Origin of the sequence: Polaribacter sp. Asnod6-C07 (assembly GCF_045063625.1) — a bacterium.
Classification (GTDB): Bacteria; Bacteroidota; Bacteroidia; order Flavobacteriales; family Flavobacteriaceae; genus Polaribacter; species Polaribacter vadi_A.
This window is the reverse complement of sequence record NZ_JBEFOF010000005.1, coordinates 2,823,524-2,849,124: the sequence shown is the minus strand read 5'-3', so window position 1 is coordinate 2,849,124 and position 25,601 is coordinate 2,823,524. Positions and strand designations below refer to the sequence as shown.

Genomic DNA, 25,601 nt, shown 5'->3' with positions numbered 1-25,601 from the left:
AAATAACGAATTTTTTAGCTTACACCCAACGTTGTTGTATAAGCTTTGTTGCGTTGGTTAAGCAGTGAATTTACTAAATAAAACACCAACGGCGAAATTCCGAAGGAATTTCCCAAGTGAGCTATAACTAGCAATAAAGTTTATACGGTGTTGTGGGTAGTTTTTTATTTTCTTTTCAGAGTGTTCTGTTTTATTCCATTAAAAGACATTTCGTTTTTTTCAATTTTGTAACTTTCCCATTCAATTCCTGTATTCCCGTTTTGTTTTAAAATTTCTAAAATATTTTCTTCGTGAACAGTTATATTATTTAAATCCGCGTTTAAAAAGTTACAGTTCATAAATTCTGTATTAGCAAATATTGAACTTGTAAAAACTACATTTTTAAAATTCACATTTAAGAATTTGGCATTTCCCATATTACAAGAACTTATTCTTGAGTTTTCAAAATTCACATTCTCAAAATAACTTTTATCAAGTCTTGTCAAAACGAAAGTTGAATCTCGTAAATCATTTCCGATAAATTTTGAGTTCATTAGATTACTCATTTTAAAAGAACTTCCTTTCAGGTTGCGCAATTTGCTAAAGTCAAAATTTGAATTTAGATATGATTCTGAAATGTTTATTTTTTTTGCTCCAAGTTTATTTAATTCTTCAAGAATTTTAAAGATTTTCACTCCATTTTTATCGTCATTCCATTCTCGTAAATCAATTAGTAAAGAATTGTAATATTCAATTAAACTCCTTTTATTGTCAAAATTCTCATAAACGGTTAAAATAATTCCGAATACGATTAGGTCAAAAAATAAGCCGTGGAATTCTACAAGAATATCGTGGAAATTAAAATCTGAATCTAAAAAGTCCAGAATAATTAATATCAAAAGAACTGATATTGCTAATATTATAAATAAATGTTCCTTGTTTGTTCTCATTTTTTAAATTACCCACAACGTGTTTGTATATGGTTTGTTGCGTGTTTAAGCACCTAATTTAGCAAATACAAACCGAATAGAAAATCCGCGAGGATTTTCGTAAGTAGGCTAGAACTAGCAATAAATTATATACGGTGTTGGCAACAGTTTTTATAATCCGATTACTCTATTCCAGTCAGCTACATACATATATATTCTTTGAAATTCACTAGGTAGTAACATTCTGTTATGAGCAATAAAATTTCTAGATTTCTCTAATTCCTCCATTCTTTGTTTTAACCAATGTTGTGATGGAATTAAATTACTAAAACAAGTCCATTTCTCAATCATTATAGATGCTAACATTCCAAAATCTACAAAACCAAGTAAATCTGTTTTCTCTCCTTCAAGCCAAGAGTCAGTTAAAGCTGTCTTTTGTCTATTTTCTGCGTGTTCTTTGGTTTTTCTAGGTAACTTATTCCACCAATCAACACCTTCATTTTCGGTTAGAGTTTCTCGAATAAAATCTCTAATTTCATTTTCAAAGCAATTAATTACAGCATATAATCTTGCCATTTCTAAAGCATTGTTCCGTCTTGAGATTCCAAATGGTGCTAAAGCTTCTCCTAATAGTTGTTTCTCTGCGTAACTTGAGTCTGCTCCAATTTGAATTCCAGCTCCTTGAAATTTAGAAGCCTCTGATTCAAACATTAAACCACGAAAAAGAAAATCTCTTATGTCTTTCTGATTACTCAATTAAATGTTCTTTTAAAGATTTGAAAATTGCATTATATACTTCTATATCCTTTGTTGCTGGCAAATGTATTTGAATATTGTAATGTAGTCCTAAACCAGAAGTTTCTTTGATGATTTTTTCTTTGACTTCAGCAGTTTCTCGCTTTATTGGTTCTATTTTGTCCTTTACTTTTTCAGTTGATAATTGTTTCGGGTTATAATCTAAATCAGCTATTTTTAATAAGGAAAAGAATGTTTTTGACATTAATTTTGCAACGGTATCACTCACATTATGATAGCTTTTAAATTTTCCTGTAATTAGTTCACTATCTTTTGAAGTCGGTTTCGCTTTTATGAGAAAAAGGTCAGAATAAGCTTCTTTAATAGCTTCTCCCATTATTCTCTCGGATAAAGCGTGATTTCTGTATTCTTGATATCTTTGAGTTGGACCACCATCTGCTGATAAAAAACCTAAAGCTTTCATTAATGGAATGAAAGGTCTGTGATTGTTCGATTTGTACCCTAAATCTTTTAGAATTTGATTTGTAAATCTATCAGGTGCTTGTGCATCTCTTATTTTTCCGAAAAACTCTGGCAAGGTTGAATATGAGCCAGTATATGTCGATGGTAATGCCATATGTTTATTAGTTTGTTAGTTCGTTTTTAAATTGTTGCCAACGTTGTTGTATATGGTTTGTTGCGTGTTTCAAGCAACTAATTTAGTAAATAATTACGGACAAAGAAAGTCCGCGAGGACTTTCGCAAGTAGGCAAGAAGCAAGCAATAAATTATATACGGTGTTGGCAACCGTTATTTTATGTTTTTTCCTAATTTTAATAAATATGTTAAACCAGCTTCGTCTTTTAATTCATTTAGTTTCCTCTTATGACTTAAATAATCGACTCCTACATTGGTAGCTAAAGACATTGATGTAGTAAGTAAATCCATATTTGTTAGGTTTGGTTTACCTATTACAAATTTCAAAGAATTACCTACTGGTGAAAGTATTTTATAAAACCAATTTCTTTTGTCTTTTAATATTTTTTCGTTCAAGTCAATTAATATTGGACGAATGTTTGTGTCAACTAAATTTCTACATTCAAGATTTGCTTCTTCACTTGATTTTGAGTTTTTTATTATTTCTTTTCCCTCTTTAGAAAATTTTAGCATTACTGACCAAAATTGTGGCAAATGATCTGATAATTTCTCTCTCGCTTCTAATATTAATTCAGGTTTGACAGCTTTTGTAGCTGGTAATACCATTTCAATTGATTTCATTGCAATTAATGCAGCAGCACTGCTGTCGGGTATATTATTGATTTTTGTTGTCGATAAATCAAATTCTCCAAGCCCGATTAATGGAACACTTCCTCTTTTAAGTCTATTTTCCAATTCGTGCATTCCATCCGTAGTCACGTGTAAAGGATTTGTTTTTACTTTATATTTATTCAAAGCACCATTTTTTCCTTTTTCTACTAATTCAACATTGTAAACCTCATTGTTCTCAAGTAAATCAGTTTCAAAAATTGTTGGAAAAAGTTCGTGATTTCTCATACAGAATTGATGTGCAATTAAAAGATAATCTTGAGCAGTTTTCTGTTGAGCTTGTGTTAATTCAGCAAGTGGATTTTCTACAATTAATTTATCTCCATCAACTCTTTGAAACTTCATTTTGAGTTCTTTCTCTATAGTTGTCTCAATTTTATATTTTTTTGATAATTCTATTACCATTTCGAGTTGATTTGGTAAATAAATTTTCTCAAACAAAAGTGACATTGCTGTAACCATTGATTGATTAGTCATAAAAAAACCTGATAAATAAGCAGCCTCAAAGCTTGATAATCTTTTCGATAATTCTTTTTCTTTCATTTTCAGTTTTAATGGTTGCCAACGTGTTTGTATATGATTTGTTGCGTGTTTTAAGCACTAAAGTTAGCAAATAAATCACAGATAGAAAATCCGAGAGGATTTTCGTAAGTAGGCTAGAACTAGCAATAAATTATATACGGTGTTGGCAACTTTAATTTATTTTTAATTCAGTTCTTATGTTAATTTCTTTCGCTGAATTTTTGTCCTTTAATTTCACAATTAATTTACAAGGATTATTTATTTCTCCTTTCGTAAAAGTTAATTTTGCAGTTAATTGACTTTTTAAGTCTTCTGGATTTACTCCTTCGTTTTCATAATCACTTAATAAATTCGGATTTGATATTATCTTATTTTCTTTATTATCTATAAGTTCAATTGAGAAAATTGGGAAAACTTTTTCATTGCTTAATTCCAAACCACTTATGTCATCAAGTATTAATATTAATAAATCTTCAGTATTCACATTTTGGTCAAAAACTGGCTGTTTAAGTGTTTCATTCCACAAGTATATTTGTGAATATTCAATTCCTTTGTTTTCAATATTAAGTAAATCATTTTCTTTTATAGTAAAGGGTAATTCATAAGTGAACTTTCCATCTCCTTTTTTGTCCCAAATATTAACGAAAACTTTATATTTTTCTTCATTCTGATAAGGCAAAGCAGTTCTAAAGTTTGCTTGTAATTGAAGTGGGGAAAGGTCAGTTCCATTATCTAAACTTTTCAACAAGTTTGGATTTGAAAGAACAGTATCTTTTTCGTTTTTTACAATATACATTGATAATCCAGGGAAAGTTTTATTTTCTGTCTTTGTTAATCCATTAATATTGTTAAAAATTAGATTTACTTTTTCCCCAAATACATATTCATTTCTCTTCTCAATTTTTCCATTGATTTCAATATTAATGTCATCAATTCCAATTCCATCTCCTCTTGAATAAGCGCCAGTAATTAAGTCTGTATTTACTGATTGATTAAATTGACAAGAATTAAATGTGATAATTCCTAATGTTAAAATTAATATTCTAAATTTCATTATTTGTTCGGGTTTTTTATTGTTGCCAACGTGTTTGTATATGGTTTGTTGCGTGGTTTAAGCAACTAATTTAGCAAATAAAAACCGAATAGAAAATCCGCGAGGATTTTCGTAAGTAGGCTAGAACTAGCAATAAATTATATACGGTGTTATGCGAGATCTAGGTCTCACAGAACTGAACGTGTTTTTTAGTAGAAAAGAGAGAGGATTATCAGTGTTGTCGAAGTCAAAGCTTCACCGTATATACTAACCTTAATTCTCTCTTTTATTCTTTCTGATTTTTAAGGCCTTAATTTAACCTTTTTATTAAAATGCTAACTTAAGCCGTATAAACTTTATTGCTAGTTATAGCTCACTTGGGAAATTCCTCCGGAATTTCTTTGTCCATAATTATTTACTAAATTAGTTGCTTGAAACACGCAACAAACCATATACAACAACGTTAGCAAACATTATGTCTTTGAATTTTCCTGAAATAGGTTGACTAAAAATTAAACCTTTAATTATAGTCACTTATGAAAACACAAAATGAACACTGGCGAAAAAAAACCTACCAAAAAGTAACCTTAGAAACCAAATTATTCGTCGTTGACCAAATCTTAAACGGTCAAGTATCCAGAAACTTTGCTTCCAAAAAATATGAGGTTCCTAGAACAACTATTTCTTATTGGATTAGAAAATATAGTACCTTAGTACAACAAAATACAGGTATGAGTAAAAACGATGAAATTAAAAAACTCAAAGAAAAGATTGAAGAACTTGAGTTTCAAAAAGACTTCCAACAAGACATTATCGCTGATATGGAACTCATTACAGGCGTCGATATGTCAAAAAAGTCATTGCCCAAAACATTAGCAAAAGAGATAGAGCTAAAGAAAAAACAGCGTATAAAAGAAAATGGCTCTATGGATGTTTTGGGATATCTAAACAAGCCTTCTACAAAAGAATCAAAGCGCAACAAAAACAACAAATAGAACATCAAAAACTAATTAAAATGGTCAAGGACTACCGTAAAAAAGTAGGCTCGAAAACCGGTGGAATTAAGCTATACAAAGAACTAAAGCAAGACTTTATAAACGCTGATATTAAGATTGGTAGAGACAAGTTCTATCGCTTCCTAAGACTAAATAACCTTTTAATTCCTAAAACTAAAAATTACATCACTACTACAAACTCAAACCATATGTACAAAAAATATAAGAACCTAGTAAAAGACCACCTCCCTACTCGGCCTGAACAACTTTGGGTAAGCGATATCACTTACATTAAAACACAATACGGCCATAATTATTTAGCCATTGTTACAGATGCCTATTCCAAGCAGATTATGGGCTATAAACTCGATAACCATATGAGAACATCACTTTGCTCCGACGCACTCGCTATGGCTATTAAAAACAGAAAATACCCCAATCAAAAGCTTATTCATCATTCCGACAGAGGTTTCCAATACTGTAATCCTAAATACACTCAATTCGCTGAAAAAAATGGAATTATAATGAGCATGACAGAACAATACGATCCGTATTAAAACACTGTTTCTGAACGAATTAACAGAACGCTGAAATATGAATATGGATTAAAACAAAACATTAAAAACACTCAATTAGCTCAAAAAATGACACAACAAGCTGTCTATATTTATAATAATTTAAGAACACATTTTAGCCTAGATCTCAAAAAACCTGCAGAAGTGCATCTAAATCCTAACATCAAATACAAATCCTATCGAAAAAATAATGTAAATTTACCTGAACTTAAGATTTAAGAATATAACTAGTTCAATTCATTTTTTTGCTTCTAAACGGCTAAAAAAAAATCTTTGAACGGGATAAATTAAACTAAAAAAAGGTCAACCTATATCTGTATAATACATTATTGAATGATTTTGAAAAAACACTACGTTAATTATAGTGCTTTTTATTTTCTGATAAAATCTTTATGTATTTTTGCAGTATGATTAAAAACGATACTATTATTGCTTTAGCAACACCTGCAGGAGTTGGAGCAATTGCTGTAATTAGACTTTCTGGAGAAAATGCAATAACAATTGCTGATGCTTTTTTTAAATCTATTAGAAAAGGAAAAACATTAAAAAACCAGAAATCTCATACCATTCATTTAGGACATATTGTTGATAATAATATTGTTTTAGATGAAGTTTTAGTTTCTGTTTTTAAAAATCCAAATTCGTATACTGGCGAAAATGTAGTTGAAATTTCTTGCCATGGTTCTAGCTATATTCAGCAAGAAATTATACATTTTTTTTTACAAAATGGTTGTAGAATGGCTGATAATGGTGAATTTACTATGCGCGCTTTTTTAAATGGTAAAATGGATTTATCACAAGCAGAAGCTGTTGCAGATGTTATTGCTTCGAATTCAGCTGCCAGTCATCAAATGGCAATTCAGCAAATGCGAGGTGGAATTACAAACGAACTTAAAGAATTAAGAGGTCAGTTATTAGATTTTGCAGCTTTAATAGAATTAGAACTTGATTTTTCTGGTGAGGATGTAGAGTTTGCAGACAGAACCAGGTTTAAAGAATTAGTATCAAAAATAACCTTGGTTTTAAAACGTTTAATTGATAGTTTTTCTTTTGGTAATGCCATGAAAAATGGAATTCCTGTAGCCATAATTGGCGAACCAAATGTTGGAAAATCTACTTTATTAAATGCACTTTTAAATGAAGAAAAAGCCATAGTTTCTGATATTGCTGGTACAACTAGAGATGCTATAGAAGATGAAATTATTATTGATGGTGTTGCTTTTCGATTTATAGATACAGCAGGTATTAGAGAAACAAAAGATGTTGTAGAAAGTATTGGTATTAAAAAAGCTTATGAAAAAGCAGAAAATGCACAACTCATTATTTTCTTAGTAAACTCACAGAAATTTAGAGAAGAAAATACAGCGTTTAAAACTGAAATTGAAACTTTAAAAAAGCGTTTCGAAAATAAAAGGATTTTAGTGATTGCCAATAAATCAGATTTAATTTCTTCGGATGAAGCTACTAAGTTACAATCAGAAATTGAAAATTTAATTTTGTTATCAGCAAAAAACAAAACAGGAATTGATACCCTTAAAAATGAATTAACTTCTTTGGTTAATATTGGTGCTTTAAGTAATAATGAAACCATTGTTACAAATTCTCGTCATTTTGAAGCGTTAAATAATGCTTTAATAGCAATAACTTCAGTACAACAAGGTATTGATTTAGAAATTTCAACAGATTTATTTTCTATAGACATTAGAGAATGTTTGCGCCATTTAGGTGCAATTACTGGAGATTATGATGTAGATAAAGATATTCTAGGCCATATTTTTTCTAATTTTTGTATCGGGAAGTAAATAAGTCAAACAAAAGAAACTAAAACCAAACAACATATTTATAATCAACAATTTAAATAAAAAATTTTATAGTAATTTTCTTTTACTTTACTTTTATAAGTGAATATAGGAAGCTATAATCCACCTCAAAATTCAATTTAAACATTGAAGTTTAAAAAATCTACCTCATATAAAAATTACTTTAAAAAAAATGGTTATCTGTCTTTTTTGTTTTTTTTCTCTTTTACTTTCCTCCAATCAAGATTATCTTCTAAATCTACATGTGCGTGATAATCTATATTTCCGCTAACAAAAGCAATAAACTCATCAAAACCTTGTAATGTTGGATTGTAATATTTTGAGTACCTTAAATACCATTTACCAAACAAAGCTGTATTATGATTATACTTTTTAAATTCTTCTGCTATTCTTATATCATTTAAACTTAACCTACTCTACATTTCTATGATTTTTTTCGTTAATAACTATAGAAACTCCAGTTATTTGCTGATATTCTCCTATCATTACAACTGCTCTTGTTGGGCTACAAACGACTTAATTTGTATGAAAATCTGTGAATTTAACTCCATCTTCTGGAAAAAAATCGATGTTTGATGTTTAAATATCGTTGTTGCCAAAAGATGAAATACCTCCATAACCTATCATCAGCGACAAATAAAACGATATTTGGTGTTTTTTTGAATTAGTTACTTTTTTATATTGATTACAGCCCATAAAAACTATAATGATAATCAATGTGAAAATATATCTAAAATGAAACTTAATTTATAATTCCTTCAATTTGTTTCCAACCTTTCATACCTTCATTTTTTTGAATAGATCCAGGTGTGCTTCTTCCATCCAAAATAATCTTTTTAAGTGCTACTTTTAATTCTGAAGCTATCTCAGAAAAACTTGTAATTACATTTTTGGTTTCTCCTATATCATCTTTTAAATTATATAATTGCATATCTGGTAAGTTTAATTTTTCCCTTTTTACATCTCTTGGATTTGGGTAACTCCATCCTCCAGAACCTTGACAAGTGATTAATTTCCAATCTCCTTTTCTAATTCCAAAAGAACCATCCACTGAATGCAGCACAGTATAATCACGAATATCAATATCATTTTTACCTGAAATTAATGGCATCATACTATAACTATCCTCCCCTTCAGAATCTTTGGTTTTATAACCTACGATATCAGCACTTGTAGCAAAAAAATCTGTGGTAGAAATAACTTTATTTGAGCTCGAATTTTTTAAAGCTTTATTTGGCCATTCTACTATAAATGGCACATGCAGTCCTCCTTCATAAATATCAGATTTTGTTCCTTTAAATGTATAACTTGGATTGTGATTTACTTTGGCTAATTCATCAAAATTTGCTCTTGGTGAACAGCCATTATCACTTGTAAAAACTAACATTGTATTTTCTGAAATACCTTGCTTTTTTAGCGTTTCTCTAATTTGACGCACAACATCATCAACTTGCATCACAAAATCTCCATACATATTGGTGTTACTTTTTCCTAAAAATTCAGTTGTTGGTAAAATTGGTGTATGAGGTGCTGGTAAAGGAAAGTACAAAAAGAAAGGTGATTTTCCATTTGCATTTTCATCAATATAACTAATTGCTTTATCTGTTAAATCTTGTAATACATTGGTATGATTAAAGTCGTCTGATGTAAGCCCTTTTCTCCATTTTCCTTTTTCATCAACAGAAACTGTAGTTTTAGTTGGCTCCATGGTTGGTTTATTATTTTCAACATACACATAAGGGGCCATATCTAGAGATCCACAAAAACCAAATGTATAATCAAAACCATGACTGTTAGGTCCATTTTTTATAGGTTTACTAAAATCTACTTCTGGTTTTGCGTTTAGTTTATCTCTACTAAATTTTGAATCTTCTTTTGTGATTTCCCAATCCCAACCTAAATGCCATTTTCCAATAAATGCTGTGCTATATCCTTGGTTTTTTAACATCTCTGCAACAGTAGTTCTTTCTTGTTTTATGAGCGATTTTGAGTAGCCACTAACCACAAAACTCTTTAATTCTGTTCTCCAATTGTAACGACCTGTTAAGATGCTATATCTTGTTGGTGTACAAACTGCTGATGATGTATAAGCATTTGTGAATTTTACCCCATTGGCGGCCATTTTGTTTAGATTAGGAGTAGGAATTTTTCCTTCAGAATTAAAGGATTGTACATCACCATAGCCTAAATCATCTGCCAAAATATAGATGATGTTTGGATTTTTATTTTTGTTTTCTGGTTTTTCTTTTGTCTCATTATTTTTGGATTGACATCCGAATAAAACAATTGATAAAAAAACAATTAATACAAACTTAATATTCATGGGTTTCTTTTTGATGTCATTTCCCCTCATTAGGTTATTATGGTTTCTGACTTAGGAATAAAAATTATTTTTTAAGAGTTTCTCTTTCTTTAGAAAAGGTATTTGCTGGTGGATTTTCTGGTAAAGTATTCTGAAACAATTCTAATTTTTCCATTAAAGCTTTTACTTTCTCTGGATGATCTACAGATACGTCATTTTGTTCAGCCCAATCTTTGCTGATATCGTATAATTCTGTGCGATTCATTTTTTTATTAATCAACAATTTCCAGTTTTGATCTTGTATTCCTGCACTTGGCCAAAAATATGGACGATTACTAGAAAAACGCCAATCCCAATAAATAGGTTTTTCACGATTATATTTTTCCCCTTTTATAGCTGCAACAATACTTTCACCATCTGGTTTGTAACCTTCAGGATATTCTGCGCCTGCTAAATCCATAAAGGTTGGTAATAAATCTACTGCAGACAATTGAGTTGTTTTATCTACTTTTCCTACAGGAACTTGACCCGGCCAACGTACAATAAAAGGAATACGTACACCACCAGCAAATAAAGAGCGTTTGCGTCCTTTAAGTCCACCATCTTCACCAACTGAATAATACTCTCCCATACCTGGTCCTGTAGAATTATCTTCTGTTCTCTTTTTAGTACCTGTTATTTCAGGACCGTTATCCGAAGAAAATAATACTAAGGTATTATCATCTATCCCCAATTCTTTTAAGGTTGTAAAAAGTTCGCCTATTCGTGCATCGTACTCAGCAACTACAGCTGCATAAACCTGTTTTTGATCATCTAAATGTGCATATTTGTCCATATACTTTGCTTTGGGATAATGAGGAGTATGTGTTGCATGAATCCAAGCATTTATAAAAAACAGTTTGTCTTTATTGCGTTTTGCGAAATCTATTGTTTTATGTAGTGTTGAGTCTACTTGCATTTGATGTAATCTACCTGCAATATTAAATGCACCATACTCATCATAACCATATTCTAATGGAGTAGGCGCGTCTTCTACATGCGTATTTGTAAGGTGCCATTTACCAAAATGAGCGGTTGTATAACCCGCATTTTTTAACATACGTGGTAACATTGGTGCATTGGTATCTAACCAATCTGGCATTTTTCTTTTGGCATGAGATGCTACAGAAGCAAAATGACCATGTACAGATTGTCTTGCTGGAAATTGCCCTGTAACCATACCAACCCTACTAGGTGAACATACTGGATTTACCACAGAAAAATTTTGAAAATCGATACCATCAGCAGCCATTTTATCTAAATTTGGTGTCTCACAAAATGTACTTCCATGAATTCCTAAATCGCCATAACCCCAATCATCCGCAAAAATAAAAATGATATTTGGTTGTTTTTTTGATGTGGTTTTCGTGGTTTCTGCCACTGTTTTGGTTTCTTTTTTATTCTTGCAACTTTGAAAAGCTAGCATTGTGATGAAAAAGAGTGTAATTAATTTAATAATTTTCATAATGTATATTTTAATAAAAGGATTCAAATCTATATTTTTTCAGTACTCTATAATCATAAATTTTGTCACTTATCTGTCAATTTAAATATTGAAACTAAAAAGTGTTCTGCAAAAATTTATGTAAAAAAATATTAAATAAAACCTGCATCATAAAATACAGGTTTTATAAAAGCTATTTTTTAATGATACGAATTGTTTTTTGTTCGTGATCGCTTAAAATTTTCATAAAATAAATTCCAGCTTTAAACGAACTCATGTTAAAATTTGAATTGTATTTTTCATGTTGTAACAATTGTCCTAAATTATTATAGATGTATATTGTAGTGTTTTCATTCTTTAAACCTTGTATATATACTTTACCAGTTGTTGGGTTAGGATATACTGACAAGTTAGTAGTATTTATGGCATCATTTATAGATAATGTTTCACCAGTAGATGTAATTACTAATCTTGGTTTATCAGTATCTGTAACTGCTACTTCTTTACTATAAATACCATTAGTGATTTCCATATCTTTAGAAATAACTTTAATTGACAACAATTCATTTTCTTGCATTTGTGAAAGGACTGTACTTGTAATATCCCACTCAATTACTTGACCAGAATTAGAAACTTCACCTAAAGAAACGCCACTTGTAGGGGCATTATTCCAAGTAATAGTATTCTCTGTCCAATTATCATCAACCAAGAAAGCTTCAAAATTTCTAGTATCTTCTGTAACCTCATCTAAAGTAAGTCTAAATTTAGCTGTTTCTACATCTGAAAGCAAGCTTAAATCGAATTTTACATAGGAATGACGATTTAAATCTGCAGGATCATCTCTAACAATTAATTTTACTCCACCATAATTTTTTGTAGCAAATCTATCCCATGTATAAGCATCTTCTGTTAGATAAATGGTTACATCAGTATCTATAGCATCTTCTTGAACAGTCATTTCTAATTGACCGTAAACTGCAGAGCCATCAACAGCTGTTGCTTTTACTGTAACTGTTCCTAAAGCATTTCCTGTTAAATATCCTTCAGTTGTAATGGATGCAGAACCTGTTCCATCAATCACAGACCAAGTAATACTAGCATCATCTGCATCTGCAGGTAACACTGATACTTTCATTGGTAAGGTTGTTCCTAGTTGAATTGCATTAACTCCATTTAAGCCATACACATCAATGGATTGTACAAGCGGATGCGTAACTACCTGAATAGAGACCACTCCTGAAATTCCTGAATTGTCTGTTGCTGTTGCATATATAGTAACAGCTCCATCATTATCTCCTACAAACACACCATTTTCATCAATATTACCTAAGCCTCCTACTGGATCTAATGACCAAACCACATTTTTTATAGAGGCATTTTCTGGTAAAATAAATGCTTCCATTTGCAATTCTTTTCCTACTTCAACAGTTGTAATTCCTCCTATTCCTTGAACCGTAATAGAAGTAACAGGTGTTATTTCACTAACGGTAACTTCTGTTTGAGAAGTAACTTCTGAACCGTCTTTAGCAGTAGCAGTAACTATTACAGTTCCAATAGCAGTTCCTGTTAACACGCCATTATCATCTATAGTTGCAGATCCAGTACCATTTGTAACAGACCAAGAAACACTTTTATCAGCTGCATCTTCTGGTAAAACAGAGACTACCATTTGAATTGAATTGTTCTCATAAACCACTAAATCATCTTCAAAAGACAAGGAACTAACCAATATAGGTCCATTAATTACTGTATATATTTCTGAAGCATCTAAAGCTGTATTGTAAATTCTAAAATCATCTAAAGTACCATTGTATGCAGCGCCTATAACAGCAAAGCTATCTCCAGTATTAATGCTTCTTACAGCTCCTGCAAGTCTAGCAGCCGTAATTAATTCACCATCTAGATACAATAATAAATCATCTGATTGTGGATCTGATATACTTGGTAAAACCACTGCAAAATGATGCCAATCTAAAGAAAGTGATAAATTATCTACCCCCCATTTAAAACCACTTACAGCAACGCTAAACTCATTAAGGTTTCCTATAATTTCAAAACGTTCACCTGTTGCTTCTGTACCATAATTAAAGATACTTCCTGTTGTAGATGTAGTGTTAAACCACCCTGTAATTGTACGTGCAGCTCCTCCTTTTGGGAAATCTTCAATATGATTTATTAAATCGATTTGATCATTATCTCCATCTAATAACAATGAATAATCTCCTTCCTTTACACCAGAATTGACAAAAGTTGGTTCGCCAACTAGAGTTCCATGATTTTCTCCAATTTCATCATTCAAATTATTTTCAAAAAGATATTGAGAAACAATTCCTGGTACTGGAGCTGGAGCTATAGATTCTATATAGTTAATTGTACCTCTTACATTACCATAAATTTGAAAATTAATTTCTTTTGAAACATTTAAACTAGCACCTTCTTCTATTAAAAGATCTCTAACACTTGAGTCTGAAGCTACCAGAATTGAATCTCCTGCTTTTATGACTACATCTGATGTTGACGAAGGTAATTGACCACTTGACCAATTTGCAGCATTATCCCAGTAATTTGTATTAAAGGAACCATCAAACCTGTATTCTTCTTTAAAATAAGCTCCTATGGGTCTAGTATATGACTCGTAATCTGGTTTTTGAGATTGCTGCATACGCTCGTCTATAATCTTAAACATTTCAAATTCTTGTTGCGTAATTGACCCCAAACTAATTGTATTTGCAAAACTATGAGCTGCACCTGCATCTGTTAACGTTCTTACAAAACGATATGCTTGTTCAGCATCAAACAAAACAGGAAAGTTATCTGAGTTTGGACTTGTCCAGTTTTGACGAACAGGGGTCCAAAAATGTCTTAGTATTTTTTTATCATTCAGTGCTACCCAAGGTGCATTTTTTGTTTCTTCTAAAGTCAATTCTTCATACGCCCAAGAATTTGGAGCTGCTCCTGTAGCAAGTGGAGTTGGGTGACCTGCTGTAAAATCATTGTAATCACCACCTGTAGGCCATAAATTTACAACTTTATGATTTGTAGGCATATCAATACCATTTGAAGCTACTGTTTTGTCAAAATATTTTTTCCCATAATTTACTGTAATTGCAAAATTAGGATTTACCTCCATTAGCATATTTACAAAACCAGTTGGACCTCCAGGAAGTGCAACTGCATGATCTACCCAAAAACCATCTACCAAACCTAAATCATTAAATCTTTCTACATATCCTTTAACTAAATGTTTCCAAGCAGCAGCTTCTGCTCCATCAAAATTTTCGTTATAATAAGCTTCCCAAGCAGCTTTGTATTCTGCATTGTTTGGTGTACCTCCACTAGCAGAAGGACCATCAGAGGCAATGTATAAAATCACTTTTTTACCACTGTCTTTAAAAGCCTTTAATACATCTAAAATAATTTGTTCGTTTTCTATTGAAGGAACAAAATCTGGATGAATCTCGTTGGCAATGTCTATGTATGGATGATCTCTTAAAGTAAAATGATATCCATGTGCATTGTTGGTTAAATTAGAAATTACGTAACCCACAGTTTTTAAAGTATCAGCTATTTGCTTTATTCCATTGTAATAGTTTGCTCCTGCTGCAACTGCTGCATCTAGTTTAGAACCTCCTTGTATTGCAAATCTTACTCCCCATTTTCCAGACATCCAAGAAGCTGTACTTTCTGAACTTGAAGGGGTTGCTTGTTGTACTGTAAACTTTTCAGAATATGTTTTAACTTCATTACCTCCTATATCTTTTATACTTCCTACAATACTAATATGATGGCTTTCTTCTGTATCACGACTTTGTAATACTACATCATAGCCAGTACCGTTTTGAGAAAGGGTAAGATAAGTTGCATCTGTTGCATTTTCTAATGATAAATCTAATTGATATGAAGCATCAACTGATATTGAAAAATCATTTTTTATTGAATTTTGAGTGTCTCCATCTGCATAGGTTTCTATAACAGTTTGACTAAAAATTGCTGTCTGAAGAAGCAATAAAGTCAGTATCAAAAACTGGGTTAAATACTTGTTTTTTATTATTTTATTTTTCATGGTTTAGTTTATTATTTTTTCAATTTCAATCAATTATTTTTTAATAATCTTATGTATTTTTTGTTCTTGTTGATTTAAAATTTTTACATAATAAATCCCTGGTTTTAATGCACTCAAATTTATACTAGATTTGTACGTTTCTTGTTGCAATAGTTGCCCTACGTTGTTATATACAGACACAATAGCTTGTGTATTATCTAATCCGTTTATATAAACATAACTTGTAGTAGGATTAGGATAAACAACAATATTATTGACATCAACATGGTTGTTGTCTGTTGATAATGTCATTTCATTGGTTATTATTCTAGGTTTATCAACATCAATTAACGCGGCTTCTTTACTATATATAGTATTAGTAATACTCACATCTTTAGAAACAACCATAATTGATAGGACACCATTATCATCAATTTCTGAAAGTACCACATCAGTTACATCCCATTCTATTATCTGACCATTGTTAGTAGCTGTACCTAAAGATGTTCCACTTACTGGTGCATTATTCCAATTAATACCATTTTCTGTCCAATTATCATTAGTTACTAAAAAAGCTTCATAATTTCTAGTAGTTCCTGGGTCTGTAAATAATGTTAATCTAAACTTAGCCGTATTTACATTCGAAAGTGAGTTCAAATCAAATTTCATAAATGAATGTCGATTCAAATCTGAAGGATCATATCTAACAAGTAATTTTTCCTCACCATAATTTAAAGTAGGAAACCTGTCCCATACATAAGCATCTGCAATTGTATAAATGGTTTCAGGAGTATTTATAGCTTCATCTTGTACAGTAATTTCTTTTTGTCCAAAAACACCTGAACCATCGTTAGCTATTGCTTTAACAGTTACTGTACCAGTTGTTACACCAGTTATCAATCCTGAAGAATCTATTGTTGCTGAACCTGTATTATCTGTAACAGACCAAGTTACACTTGAATCATTGGCACTATTTGGTAAAACCAGAGCCTCCATTTGAAGTGTTGCTCCTACATCAACAGAACTAGTACCATTTACACCTGATACTGCAATAGAAGCTACTAACGTAGAAGAAGATGAATTTGTACAAATTAGTTGAGGTTTATCAGCATCAGTTAATGCGACTTCTTTACTATAAATATTATTTGTAATTTCTGAATCTGTTGAAACAATTTTAATTGATAAAACATCATCATCTGACATTTGTGAAAGTACTGTATTGGTAACATCCCACTCTATAATTTGTCCATTATTAGTTGTTACACCAAAAGACACCTCACTATTTGGAGCATTAGACCAGGTTATACCATCTTCTGTCCAACTATCATTCGTTACTAAAAAAGCTTCATAATTTCTTGTTGATGAAGGAATACTACCCTCTAAAGTAATTCTAAACTTTGCATTATTTATGGATGAAAGTCTACTTATATCAAATTTAACAAATGAAACACGATTCAAATCTGAAGGATCATCTCTAACTATTAATCTAACTGTACCATAATTATTTGTAGGCCATCTATCCCAAACATAAGCATCTGCAGTTGTATAGATAGTTACATCCGTATTTACAGCATCTTCTTGCACTGTAATTTCTTTTTGCCCATAAACTGCAGATCCATCAGTAGCAGTTGCTGTAACAGTAACTGTTCCTAAAGTTTGCCCTGTTAATAAACCTGTTGCATTTATAGTTGCTGAACCTGTACCTTCAGCAACAGACCATACAATACTAGGGTCATTTGCATCAGCAGGTAAAATTGAAGATTGCATTTGAAGCGTATTTCCTAATTGCACAGCATTCACTCCATTTGAACCAAATACACTAATAGATTTTACAAGTGGCTTGGTAACAACAGTAATAGATACCAAACCTTCAACCCCTGAATTATCTGCTGCTTTAGCATGGATATAAACAGTTCCATCATTGCTACCAATAAACACACCATTTGAATCTATAGTTCCATCTCCTCCTTCTGGTTCTACCTCCCAAATAACTTCTTTTATAGATGCATTTTCTGGTAATACAAATGCTTCCATTTGTAGTTCTGCTCCAAGTTCTACAGCCATAATACCTCCAATTCCTTGAACTGATATAGAAGTAACAGGATTCAATTCACTTACTATTACTTCTGTTTGAGTAGAAATGTTAGTACCATCATTAGAAGTAGCTGTAACTGTTATAGTACCAATATTAACACCTGTTAATATTCCGTTTTCATCTATAGTTGCTGAACCTGTACCATCTAAAACAGACCAAGTTACACTCTGGTTATCTGCATTTTTAGGTAAAACTGACACTTCCATTTGTATGGAATTATTCTCAAAAACTTGTATTGTATTATCATCAAAAGATAATGAAGAAACTAATACTGGACCTGTAAATATTTTGTTGATTTCTGAAACATCTAAAGCTGTGTTATAAATTCTAAAATCATCTAAATAACCATTAAAACCTACCCCTATAATTGCAAAAGTATCGCCTGTAATTAAATCTTTAGGATTCCCTGCAAGTGTAGTTGATGTAATTAATTGACCATCTATATATAATAATAAATCATCTGTTTGAGGTGCCTGCATACTTGGCAAAACCACAGCAAAATGATGCCAATCTGAAGAAAGAGACAAACTGCTGTTACCCCATTTATGCCCATTTACAGCCACACTTAATTCACTAAGATTTCCAATAATTTGAAAACGTTCACCTGTTGCTTCTGTTCCATAAGTAAATAGAGTTCCTGTGCTTGATGTTGTATTGAACCAGCCCATAATAGTACGTGCTGAACCTTCTTTTGGAAAATCATTAATATGATCTACTAAATTTATTTGGTCATCAATTCCATCTAATAATAAAGAATAATTTCCTTCTTTAACTACTGAATTATTAAAAGTTGGATTTCCTACTGAAGTTCCATGATTATCGCTAATTTCATCATTTAAATTATTTTCAAAAAGATATTGAGAAACAATTCCTGGTTCTGATGGAGCTTCTATAGCTTCAAGATAATTAATTGTACCTCTAACTTTACCTAAAATTTGAAAATCAATCTGATTAGAAACGCTTAAACTCCCTCCTTCTTCAATTAAAACGTCTCTTACACTTGCATCTAATGCAACAAGAACTGAATCTCCTGCTTGAATAATTACATCGCTTGTAGAAGTTGGAACTTGACCACTTGACCAATTTGAATCGTGACTCCAATAATTTGTATTAAATGCCCCTGTAAATCTATATTCATCGTTGAAATATGCTCCTATAGGTCTAACGTATGCTTCATAATCTGGTTTTTGAGATTGTTGCATACGTTCATCAATAGTCTTAAACATTTCAAATTCTTCTTGAGTTATTGCCCCAGAAGTAACTGTATTAGCCCAGCTATGGGCTCCTCCAGCATCTGTTAAGGATCTTACAAACCTATAAGCTTGTTCAGTATCAAATAAAACAGGGTAGATAGAATTTGTACTTGTCCAGTTTTGACGCATTGGAGTCCAAAAGTGTCTTAGCATCATTTTATTATCAAAAGATACCCATGGTACATCTTTAGTTTCTTCTAAAGTTAATTCTTCATATCCCCAAGAGTTAGGAGCTGCACCTGTAGCAAGTGGAGTAGGATGACCTGCTGTAAAATCATTATAAGCACCTCCTGTTGGCCATAAGTTTACAACTTTATGATTTGCAGACATACCAATTCCATTAGAACCAACATACCTATAAGAAAGGTCTTCATTCTGAAAATATCTTTTTCCATAATTTACTGTAATCGCGAAATTTGGATTTACAGCTTTTAACATATTTACAAAATTTGTTACTCCTCCAGGAAGTGAAGTAGCATGATCTACCCAAAAACCATCTACTAAACCTAAATCATTAAATCGTTCAACAAATCCTTGACAAAGATTTCTCCAAGCTGGTCCTTCTTGTCCATCAAAATTTTCATTATAATATGCTTGCCAAGCAGCTTTATATTCTGCATTATTAGGTGTACCTCCACTTGCAGAGGGCCCATCAGAAGCTATATATAAAATTACTTTTTTACCACTATCTTTAAAAGCTTGTAAGGCGTCAATAATAATTTGTTCATTTTCTAGAGAAGGAACAAAATCTGGGTGTATTTCATTTGCAATATCAATATAAGGATGGTTTCTTAATGTATAATGATATCCGTGAGCATTGTTTGTTAAATTAGAAATTACATAACCAACAGTTTTTAAGGTATCTGCTATTTGTTTTACACCATTATTATAATTGGCACCTGCAGCTACAACAGCATCTAACTTAGAACCTCCTTGCACCGTAAAACGTACTCCCCATTTTCCAGACATCCATGAAGCTGTGCTATCTTCGCTAGAAGGTGTTTCTTGTTGTACTGTAAATGTATTATTATAACTTGTGACTATATTTCCTTCTGTATCTTTTATACTTCCTATGATATTAATATGATGACTCATTTCTGAATCACGACTTATTAAAGTAACATTATATCCACTTCCATTTTGAGAAAGTGTTAAGTAAGTTGCGTCTGCAGCATCTTCTAATGCTAAGTCTAATTGATGTGAATTATCTACAGTAATAGAAAAATTACTTTTTATTGAATATTGTGTATCACCACTAGCATAGGTATGCGTAACATTTTGACTGAAAACTGCAGTTTGAATAAGCAAGAAAGACAATACTACAAAAGATATTATTCTTTTTATGTGTTTTTTTATTATCATAACTTTTAATATTATTTTAATTATTCTGATATAAAATATTTTATTTAATAGGCTTAATTAAAACTGCTTTTAAACTAGATGTTTTAGGACTACCTTCAACTAAAGAAACTGTAACAGTATGTTTTCCTGAGGTTTTAAACTCTATGATACCCATATTGTAAAAGTTATATTTTTCTGTAGCTGCTTGCTGGTTTTGAATCATTATACCTTCATCTGTTTCGGTTTTCCATACCAAACGTTTTTCACCTTTATAATTTAATTCTAAGTAGTAATAGCCTGCTTCTTGTACATTAACTCTCCAAGTTACTTTACTTTTATCATTCCAATTACTCACTTGTTTTACGTGTTTCCACTCCCCAAATTTCTCCATCCATTTTATTTCTTTTTCTTCTGCATTATCTACTTCTGCAAATTCAGCACGTAAAAGAGCATCGTAATTTGGATATACACCTAATGTTGTATCTACTTTTATATTTTTTGTTGCTGTATCTAGTTTTACTTCAATAACAGAAACTGGCGAATCTGATGGTTGAAATGGTAGTTCTATAAGTGTCCAATCTTTCTTTTTTGTAAAAGTTAGATTCTGAGTTTTATTTCCTTTTAATAAGGAAGCAGATATAATTTTTGCAGTAAGACCTGGCAAATACAATTTTCCATCTTCTGGCCAATCTAAAACAGAAAGAAATAATGAATTTTCTTTTGTAGTTACATCACCCCAAGGTAAAGCATGTTGCCAAGGTGAAGCCCCTGCATTATATACAACTTGTGGGTATTTTTTAATCCAATCTCCTGCTTCTTTTAAGAATTTAACTCCAATTTCTGGAATTTCACCATCTTGATTTGGCCCTACATTAAACAAATAAGTTCCTCCTCTTGCCACAGTTGAAATAAGTCGATTCAATATTTCTTTAGGACTTTTAAAATTATTATCATACCATGCATAAGACCAAGAATCGTTATTGGTATCGCAGGTTTCCCAAAGTCCTTTTATGTTTTTATTAGGCACTTCCATATCTCCATTACTAGAGTAATCTCCCATTCCATGCCCTACTCTACTACTCATCATAGCATTTGGTTGTAATTCTCTAACCATAGTTGCCAATTCAACAACATATTCTTTTTTCATATTTCCAGGCGTATCAAACCAAACAAAGTCTAAATCGCCATAATTAGTGCATATTTCTTTAACTTGAGGTTTACATTTGTTGTAGAAATAATCTTTAAAGCTAGCTTCTTGTCCATTAGCATCTTTTTTGGGTCCTCCAGTTGCTCCAGGTGATGTCCAATCTTGATTATGAGAATAATAAAAGCCAAAACCTAAACCAAGTTCTTTGCAGGCTGCTGATAATTCTTTCATAGGATCTCTCCCAAAAGGAGTGTTTACAATATTAAAATCGCTTACTTTTGAGTCAAACATTGCAAAACCTTCGTGATGTTTACTGGTTATAATGATATATTTCATACCAGCATCTTTTGCTAACTGTGCTATTTTTTTTGCATCAAAATTTATTGGATTATAATCGTCCGCAATTTTCATGTATTCTTTTGGTGGAATATCTGCTACTCTGGGATGCATAATCCATTCGCCAATTCCATAATATGTTTTTTTATTCCAAACACCTGCTAATTTTGAATATAATCCCCAATGAATAAACATTCCAAAATTACCTTCGTCAAAAAGTTTTGCTTTTCCTTCTTTTAATTCTTGTAGAGAGACATCTTTTGCTCCCCACATCTCATCCATATTTTCACTTTTACTCTCTTTAACAACTGTTTCTTTTTTATCCTGACAAGATAAAAATGATACAACTGTAAGCATCATTAAACAGATAATTGTGATGTGTTTTTTTCTTTTCAAAATCTTGTAGGTTTTTTTAGATGTTTATGATTTTTAAGTTTAAAAAGTCTACTCTAATTATTTTAATTAGAGTAGACTTTTGGTAAATTATAATTTATACCTAGCTCCTACTGTATATACAGCTCCTTGTCTAGTTAATTGTGTAAATAAAGAAGGATCATTGTTTATATAATCTCTTCTATCACTCGCAGTAAGATTTTGAACACTTGCTGATAATTGTAACTTTTTGGTTACCTCATAGTTGGCACGAATATCTAATCTATCAAAACCATCTGTGTATGTTACATTTGAACGAATATCACTTCCACCACCTATGTTTCTAAGAAAACTACTTCTGGTATTATATGCTACACGAACACCAAAAACGCTACCATCATAATATAAAACAGAGTTTAAGTTATGTTTAGATGAACCAGGGAAACTATTATCAATATCGTTTATTTCTTCATCAAATTTACTATCTACATAAGTATAATTTGCTTGTACTCCAAAGTTTCTAAATGCATCTCCAATAAAGCTTAATGGCTGTCTAAAACCTGCCTCAAACCCATACAATTGTACTCCTGTAAAATTCACTGGAGTTGTTGCATCAAATAACTGACCATCAAGTCCTGATGGGCTAGCATCAAAATTAACATCACCAAAGTCAGATAATTGAGAACCAAACGTTGTTTCATCTATTATAAAATCGTTTATCAATTTATAAAAACCACTTAATACAAAAGCTCCACCAGCTTTATTATACCACTCACCTGTAGCATCAAATTGCCAGCTACTAAATGGTTTTAAGTTAGTGTTAGACAATGTAGCTGTTCCGTTTTGAGAACCTGCATCTGGAGAGTCTGGATTAATATAACTAAGTGTATTTGTTGGTCTTAAATCTAAGTAATCTGGTCTAGAAACTGTGTTTACAGCCGAGAAACGTAAATTAAAATTATCTTTCAATGCAAAGTTTAAATTTAAAGAAGGTAAAACATCCCATCTAGATGAAGATGAAGTTGTTGGTACTCCTGCAAAATTTTCTGGACCTATAGTATCAGATGGATCAGTTAGTGTAATTGTAGAAAATGCACGCCCTTCTACTTGCCAATTTACAGCTCTTACCCCAACATTTCCAGAAACTGGAACACCAGCAAATTTAGATTTAAAATCTAACTGCCCATAAACAGAAGTTGTTTTTTCATCTAAATCCCAAGAGTTTTGAGTAAGTAATGGAAGATCTCCATTTGTAACACTAAATAAATCTCCTTCAAATGAAGAACCTGCAGTTCTATTAAATACATCTGGGTTGTTTGCTCTTAATAACTCTTGGTTGATCATTAAAAAACTGTTGTTACCAATATTTCTACCTGCAGCAAAATCTGAACTAGATACTCCAGTAACATAAGTATTGTAATAATATTCAGGATCTAGGTAGTTTGCTTCCCAAGATTGACCTGCACCTGCTAATTGCGCTTGTCTACTATCTAAATTTGTTGCACTATAACGCCCACCAAATCGCAGTTTTAATTTATCATTAATTGTATTTTCAAAATCAATTCGTGCAGCATGATTATTTCCTTTTAGCATAATATCTCTTAAAAAAGCATAGTCTCTTGGGTTTGCATTTGCAATATCTGTAGATGCTGCTTGATCAAAATTAAAAACAGCCAAATCACCTGTACCATCATAGCTTAATGAAGGCACATTAAACCAAGATTGGGTTAAAGTAAGTCTTTGATCAAAATCTATATTAGAAAGTGATAAATCTCCTGTAATTTTCCAATTATCTTTTTCCCATTTTAAATTTAATCCAGTCATAAAACTTGTCTGGAAATTATCATATTGTGTAGGCACATTTGCGGTTCTAGCAACTGGATTACTAGAATTTTGAGTATTAAAACCTCTTAATACATTGTTTTCATCAATATTTAAATCTGCTGAAGGAAATGTTACATTATTTGTTTCTAATTGAGGAAATAATCTAAATTGATTACGTGTAGAACGGTTATCAAACGAAGTGTATAAAACATCTGCATTTAACTCTAATTTTTCATTAATTTTCCATTGAAATGCTGCTGAAATACCACTTCTGTCTACTGTATTACGAACTGGATTATATCTAGTTAATCCAGGAGATAAAACACCTGTATGAGATATATCTGCTGTACCATCTCCATCTGTATCTTCATTTATATTTCTTGAAAGATACCCCATATTATAAGAATCAAATGCTCTTTTTGAATTACTAGTTATTGAAGATAACATGAAACCAACTTTTTCATTTTTTGATTTTATACCAAAAATAGCACTTACACGAGGTCTAAACGCACTGTTGTCTCCGTAATCATTTACATCTCCACGTGCATTAATTGCTAAATAATGATTTTTATCTCCATAACGTAAAGAAAGTGGTTTTATCGTTTGAAAATCTACAGCACCACCTAAACCTGGCTCAACAAGATGAGCTTCTGATGATTTATACACCATTGCACCTCCCACAACTTCTGTTGGTAGAACATCTAAATTAAATTGTCTTAACCCATCTATACCTTCATTACCTGCAGAAAGTGGTGTTCTACCATTAACGGTAATTTTTACAAATTGAGGACCAACACCTCTTACAGAAACTCGGTCTCCTCCACCATTACCAGAATCATCACGTTCTACCTGAAGACCAGGTACACGTTGTAAAGCATCTGCAATGTTTTCATCAGAATAATTTCCAATATCTTCTGGAGTAATAGCTTCTACAATACTTGCAGCTTTTCTTTTTACTGCAATTGCTCTTTGCTCAGCACCTCTAAAACCAGTAATAATGATTTCATCTAATTGCGCAGAACTTTCTTTTAATATAATATTAATTGTAGACTGTTCACCAATAGCTTTATCTAAGGTTTGATATCCTAAATAAGAAAATCTAAGTGTAGTTGCACTACCTGGAACACTAATTTTATAGTTCCCATCAATGTCTGTAGTTGTTCCTGTAGAAGTTCCTACTGCAAAAACTGAAACACCAATAATAGGTTGACTTGTTTCGTCTAATACTTTACCGGAAATTTGTTTTTCTTGAGAAAAAGCAAAAAGCCCTTGTAACATACATAACATAAACAAGATTTTGTTTAGTCTGATTTTTTTCATAATCGTTAAATTTAGTTTTTAATTGATTAAATATTTGATAACAAAAAAATACAAAAACTAAAAAGTTAGCTTACTCAAATCGGTATTATTCTTTCTTATTTCAATCATTACATAAATACACAATATAATTACTTGATTAACAGATTTTTAAAATTACATTCTAATTCCTATT

The 25,601-nt window shown here is 31.4% G+C and carries 15 protein-coding genes and 1 pseudogene; 4 read left to right on the top strand and 12 right to left on the bottom strand.

Going from position 1 to position 25,601, the window contains the following annotated elements:
* Window positions 1-164: 164 nt before the first annotated feature.
* The 5 genes from ACJJVK_RS12290 to ACJJVK_RS12270 all read right to left on the bottom strand — a co-directional run bounded on the left by ACJJVK_RS12290 (window position 165) and on the right by ACJJVK_RS12270 (window position 4,545).
* Window positions 165-929: a pentapeptide repeat-containing protein gene (locus ACJJVK_RS12290; protein ID WP_405566310.1), complete on the bottom strand. Its 765-nt coding sequence runs from the start codon at window positions 927-929 to the stop codon at window positions 165-167.
* A 150-nt stretch (window positions 930-1,079) separates the two neighbouring features.
* Window positions 1,080-1,664 carry a Swt1 family HEPN domain-containing protein gene (locus tag ACJJVK_RS12285; protein WP_405566309.1) on the bottom strand — a complete coding sequence of 195 codons (585 nt, stop codon included), beginning with the start codon at window positions 1,662-1,664 and terminating at the stop codon, window positions 1,080-1,082.
* Window positions 1,657-2,280 (bottom strand): DUF5343 domain-containing protein, encoded by a 624-nt coding sequence (locus tag ACJJVK_RS12280; protein WP_405566308.1) that lies wholly within the window; start codon window positions 2,278-2,280, stop codon window positions 1,657-1,659. Before ACJJVK_RS12280 ends, ACJJVK_RS12285 begins: the two co-directional genes overlap by 8 nt.
* Before the next feature lie 173 nt (window positions 2,281-2,453).
* Window positions 2,454-3,512 (bottom strand): hypothetical protein, encoded by a 1,059-nt coding sequence (locus ACJJVK_RS12275; protein ID WP_405566306.1) that lies wholly within the window; start codon window positions 3,510-3,512, stop codon window positions 2,454-2,456.
* 151 nt (window positions 3,513-3,663) lie between these two features.
* The gene (locus ACJJVK_RS12270; RefSeq protein WP_405566305.1) at window positions 3,664-4,545 is read right to left on the bottom strand and encodes a hypothetical protein; all 882 of its coding nucleotides are present in this window, start codon (window positions 4,543-4,545) and stop codon (window positions 3,664-3,666) included.
* A 515-nt stretch (window positions 4,546-5,060) separates the two neighbouring features.
* On the opposite strand from ACJJVK_RS12270, the gene ACJJVK_RS12265 reads away from it, so the two are divergent.
* The 4 genes and pseudogenes from ACJJVK_RS12265 (at window position 5,061) to mnmE (ending at window position 7,896) form a co-directional block, all read left to right on the top strand.
* Window positions 5,061-5,519, top strand: a complete 459-nt coding sequence (locus ACJJVK_RS12265) for a transposase (RefSeq protein WP_405566303.1) — start codon at window positions 5,061-5,063, stop codon at window positions 5,517-5,519.
* Window positions 5,465-6,076, top strand: coding sequence for an IS3 family transposase (locus ACJJVK_RS12260; protein ID WP_405568370.1), 612 nt, complete (start codon window positions 5,465-5,467; stop codon window positions 6,074-6,076). Before ACJJVK_RS12265 ends, ACJJVK_RS12260 begins: the two co-directional genes overlap by 55 nt.
* A 12-nt stretch (window positions 6,077-6,088) precedes the next feature.
* Window positions 6,089-6,313, top strand: a pseudogene (locus tag ACJJVK_RS12255) (integrase core domain-containing protein); the annotation flags it as partial.
* 188 nt (window positions 6,314-6,501) lie between these two features.
* Window positions 6,502-7,896, top strand: a complete 1,395-nt coding sequence (gene mnmE, locus ACJJVK_RS12250; protein ID WP_405566301.1) for a tRNA uridine-5-carboxymethylaminomethyl(34) synthesis GTPase MnmE — start codon at window positions 6,502-6,504, stop codon at window positions 7,894-7,896.
* Between the two features lie 194 nt (window positions 7,897-8,090).
* Here mnmE and ACJJVK_RS12245 read toward each other — a convergent pair whose 3' ends face one another.
* The 7 genes from ACJJVK_RS12245 to ACJJVK_RS12215 all read right to left on the bottom strand — a co-directional run bounded on the left by ACJJVK_RS12245 (window position 8,091) and on the right by ACJJVK_RS12215 (window position 25,429).
* Window positions 8,091-8,264 carry a hypothetical protein gene (locus ACJJVK_RS12245; protein WP_405566300.1) on the bottom strand — a complete coding sequence of 58 codons (174 nt, stop codon included), beginning with the start codon at window positions 8,262-8,264 and terminating at the stop codon, window positions 8,091-8,093.
* Between the two features lie 392 nt (window positions 8,265-8,656).
* Window positions 8,657-10,237, bottom strand: a complete 1,581-nt coding sequence (locus ACJJVK_RS12240) for an arylsulfatase (RefSeq protein WP_405566298.1) — start codon at window positions 10,235-10,237, stop codon at window positions 8,657-8,659.
* A 64-nt stretch (window positions 10,238-10,301) separates the two neighbouring features.
* Complete coding sequence (locus ACJJVK_RS12235; RefSeq protein WP_405566296.1) at window positions 10,302-11,720, bottom strand: sulfatase-like hydrolase/transferase; 1,419 nt, start codon at window positions 11,718-11,720, stop codon at window positions 10,302-10,304.
* A gap of 172 nt (window positions 11,721-11,892) precedes the next feature.
* Window positions 11,893-15,762, bottom strand: coding sequence for an Ig-like domain-containing protein (locus tag ACJJVK_RS12230; RefSeq protein ID WP_405566294.1), 3,870 nt, complete (start codon window positions 15,760-15,762; stop codon window positions 11,893-11,895).
* Window positions 15,763-15,795: 33 nt separating this feature from the next.
* Window positions 15,796-20,451, bottom strand: a complete 4,656-nt coding sequence (locus ACJJVK_RS12225; RefSeq protein WP_405566293.1) for a DNRLRE domain-containing protein — start codon at window positions 20,449-20,451, stop codon at window positions 15,796-15,798.
* A gap of 40 nt (window positions 20,452-20,491) precedes the next feature.
* Entirely contained in the window at window positions 20,492-22,309 is a 1,818-nt protein-coding gene (locus tag ACJJVK_RS12220) for an alpha-L-fucosidase (RefSeq protein WP_405566292.1), read from the bottom strand.
* A gap of 87 nt (window positions 22,310-22,396) precedes the next feature.
* Window positions 22,397-25,429 carry a TonB-dependent receptor gene (locus ACJJVK_RS12215; RefSeq protein WP_405566291.1) on the bottom strand — a complete coding sequence of 1,011 codons (3,033 nt, stop codon included), beginning with the start codon at window positions 25,427-25,429 and terminating at the stop codon, window positions 22,397-22,399.
* Window positions 25,430-25,601: the final 172 nt, after the last annotated feature.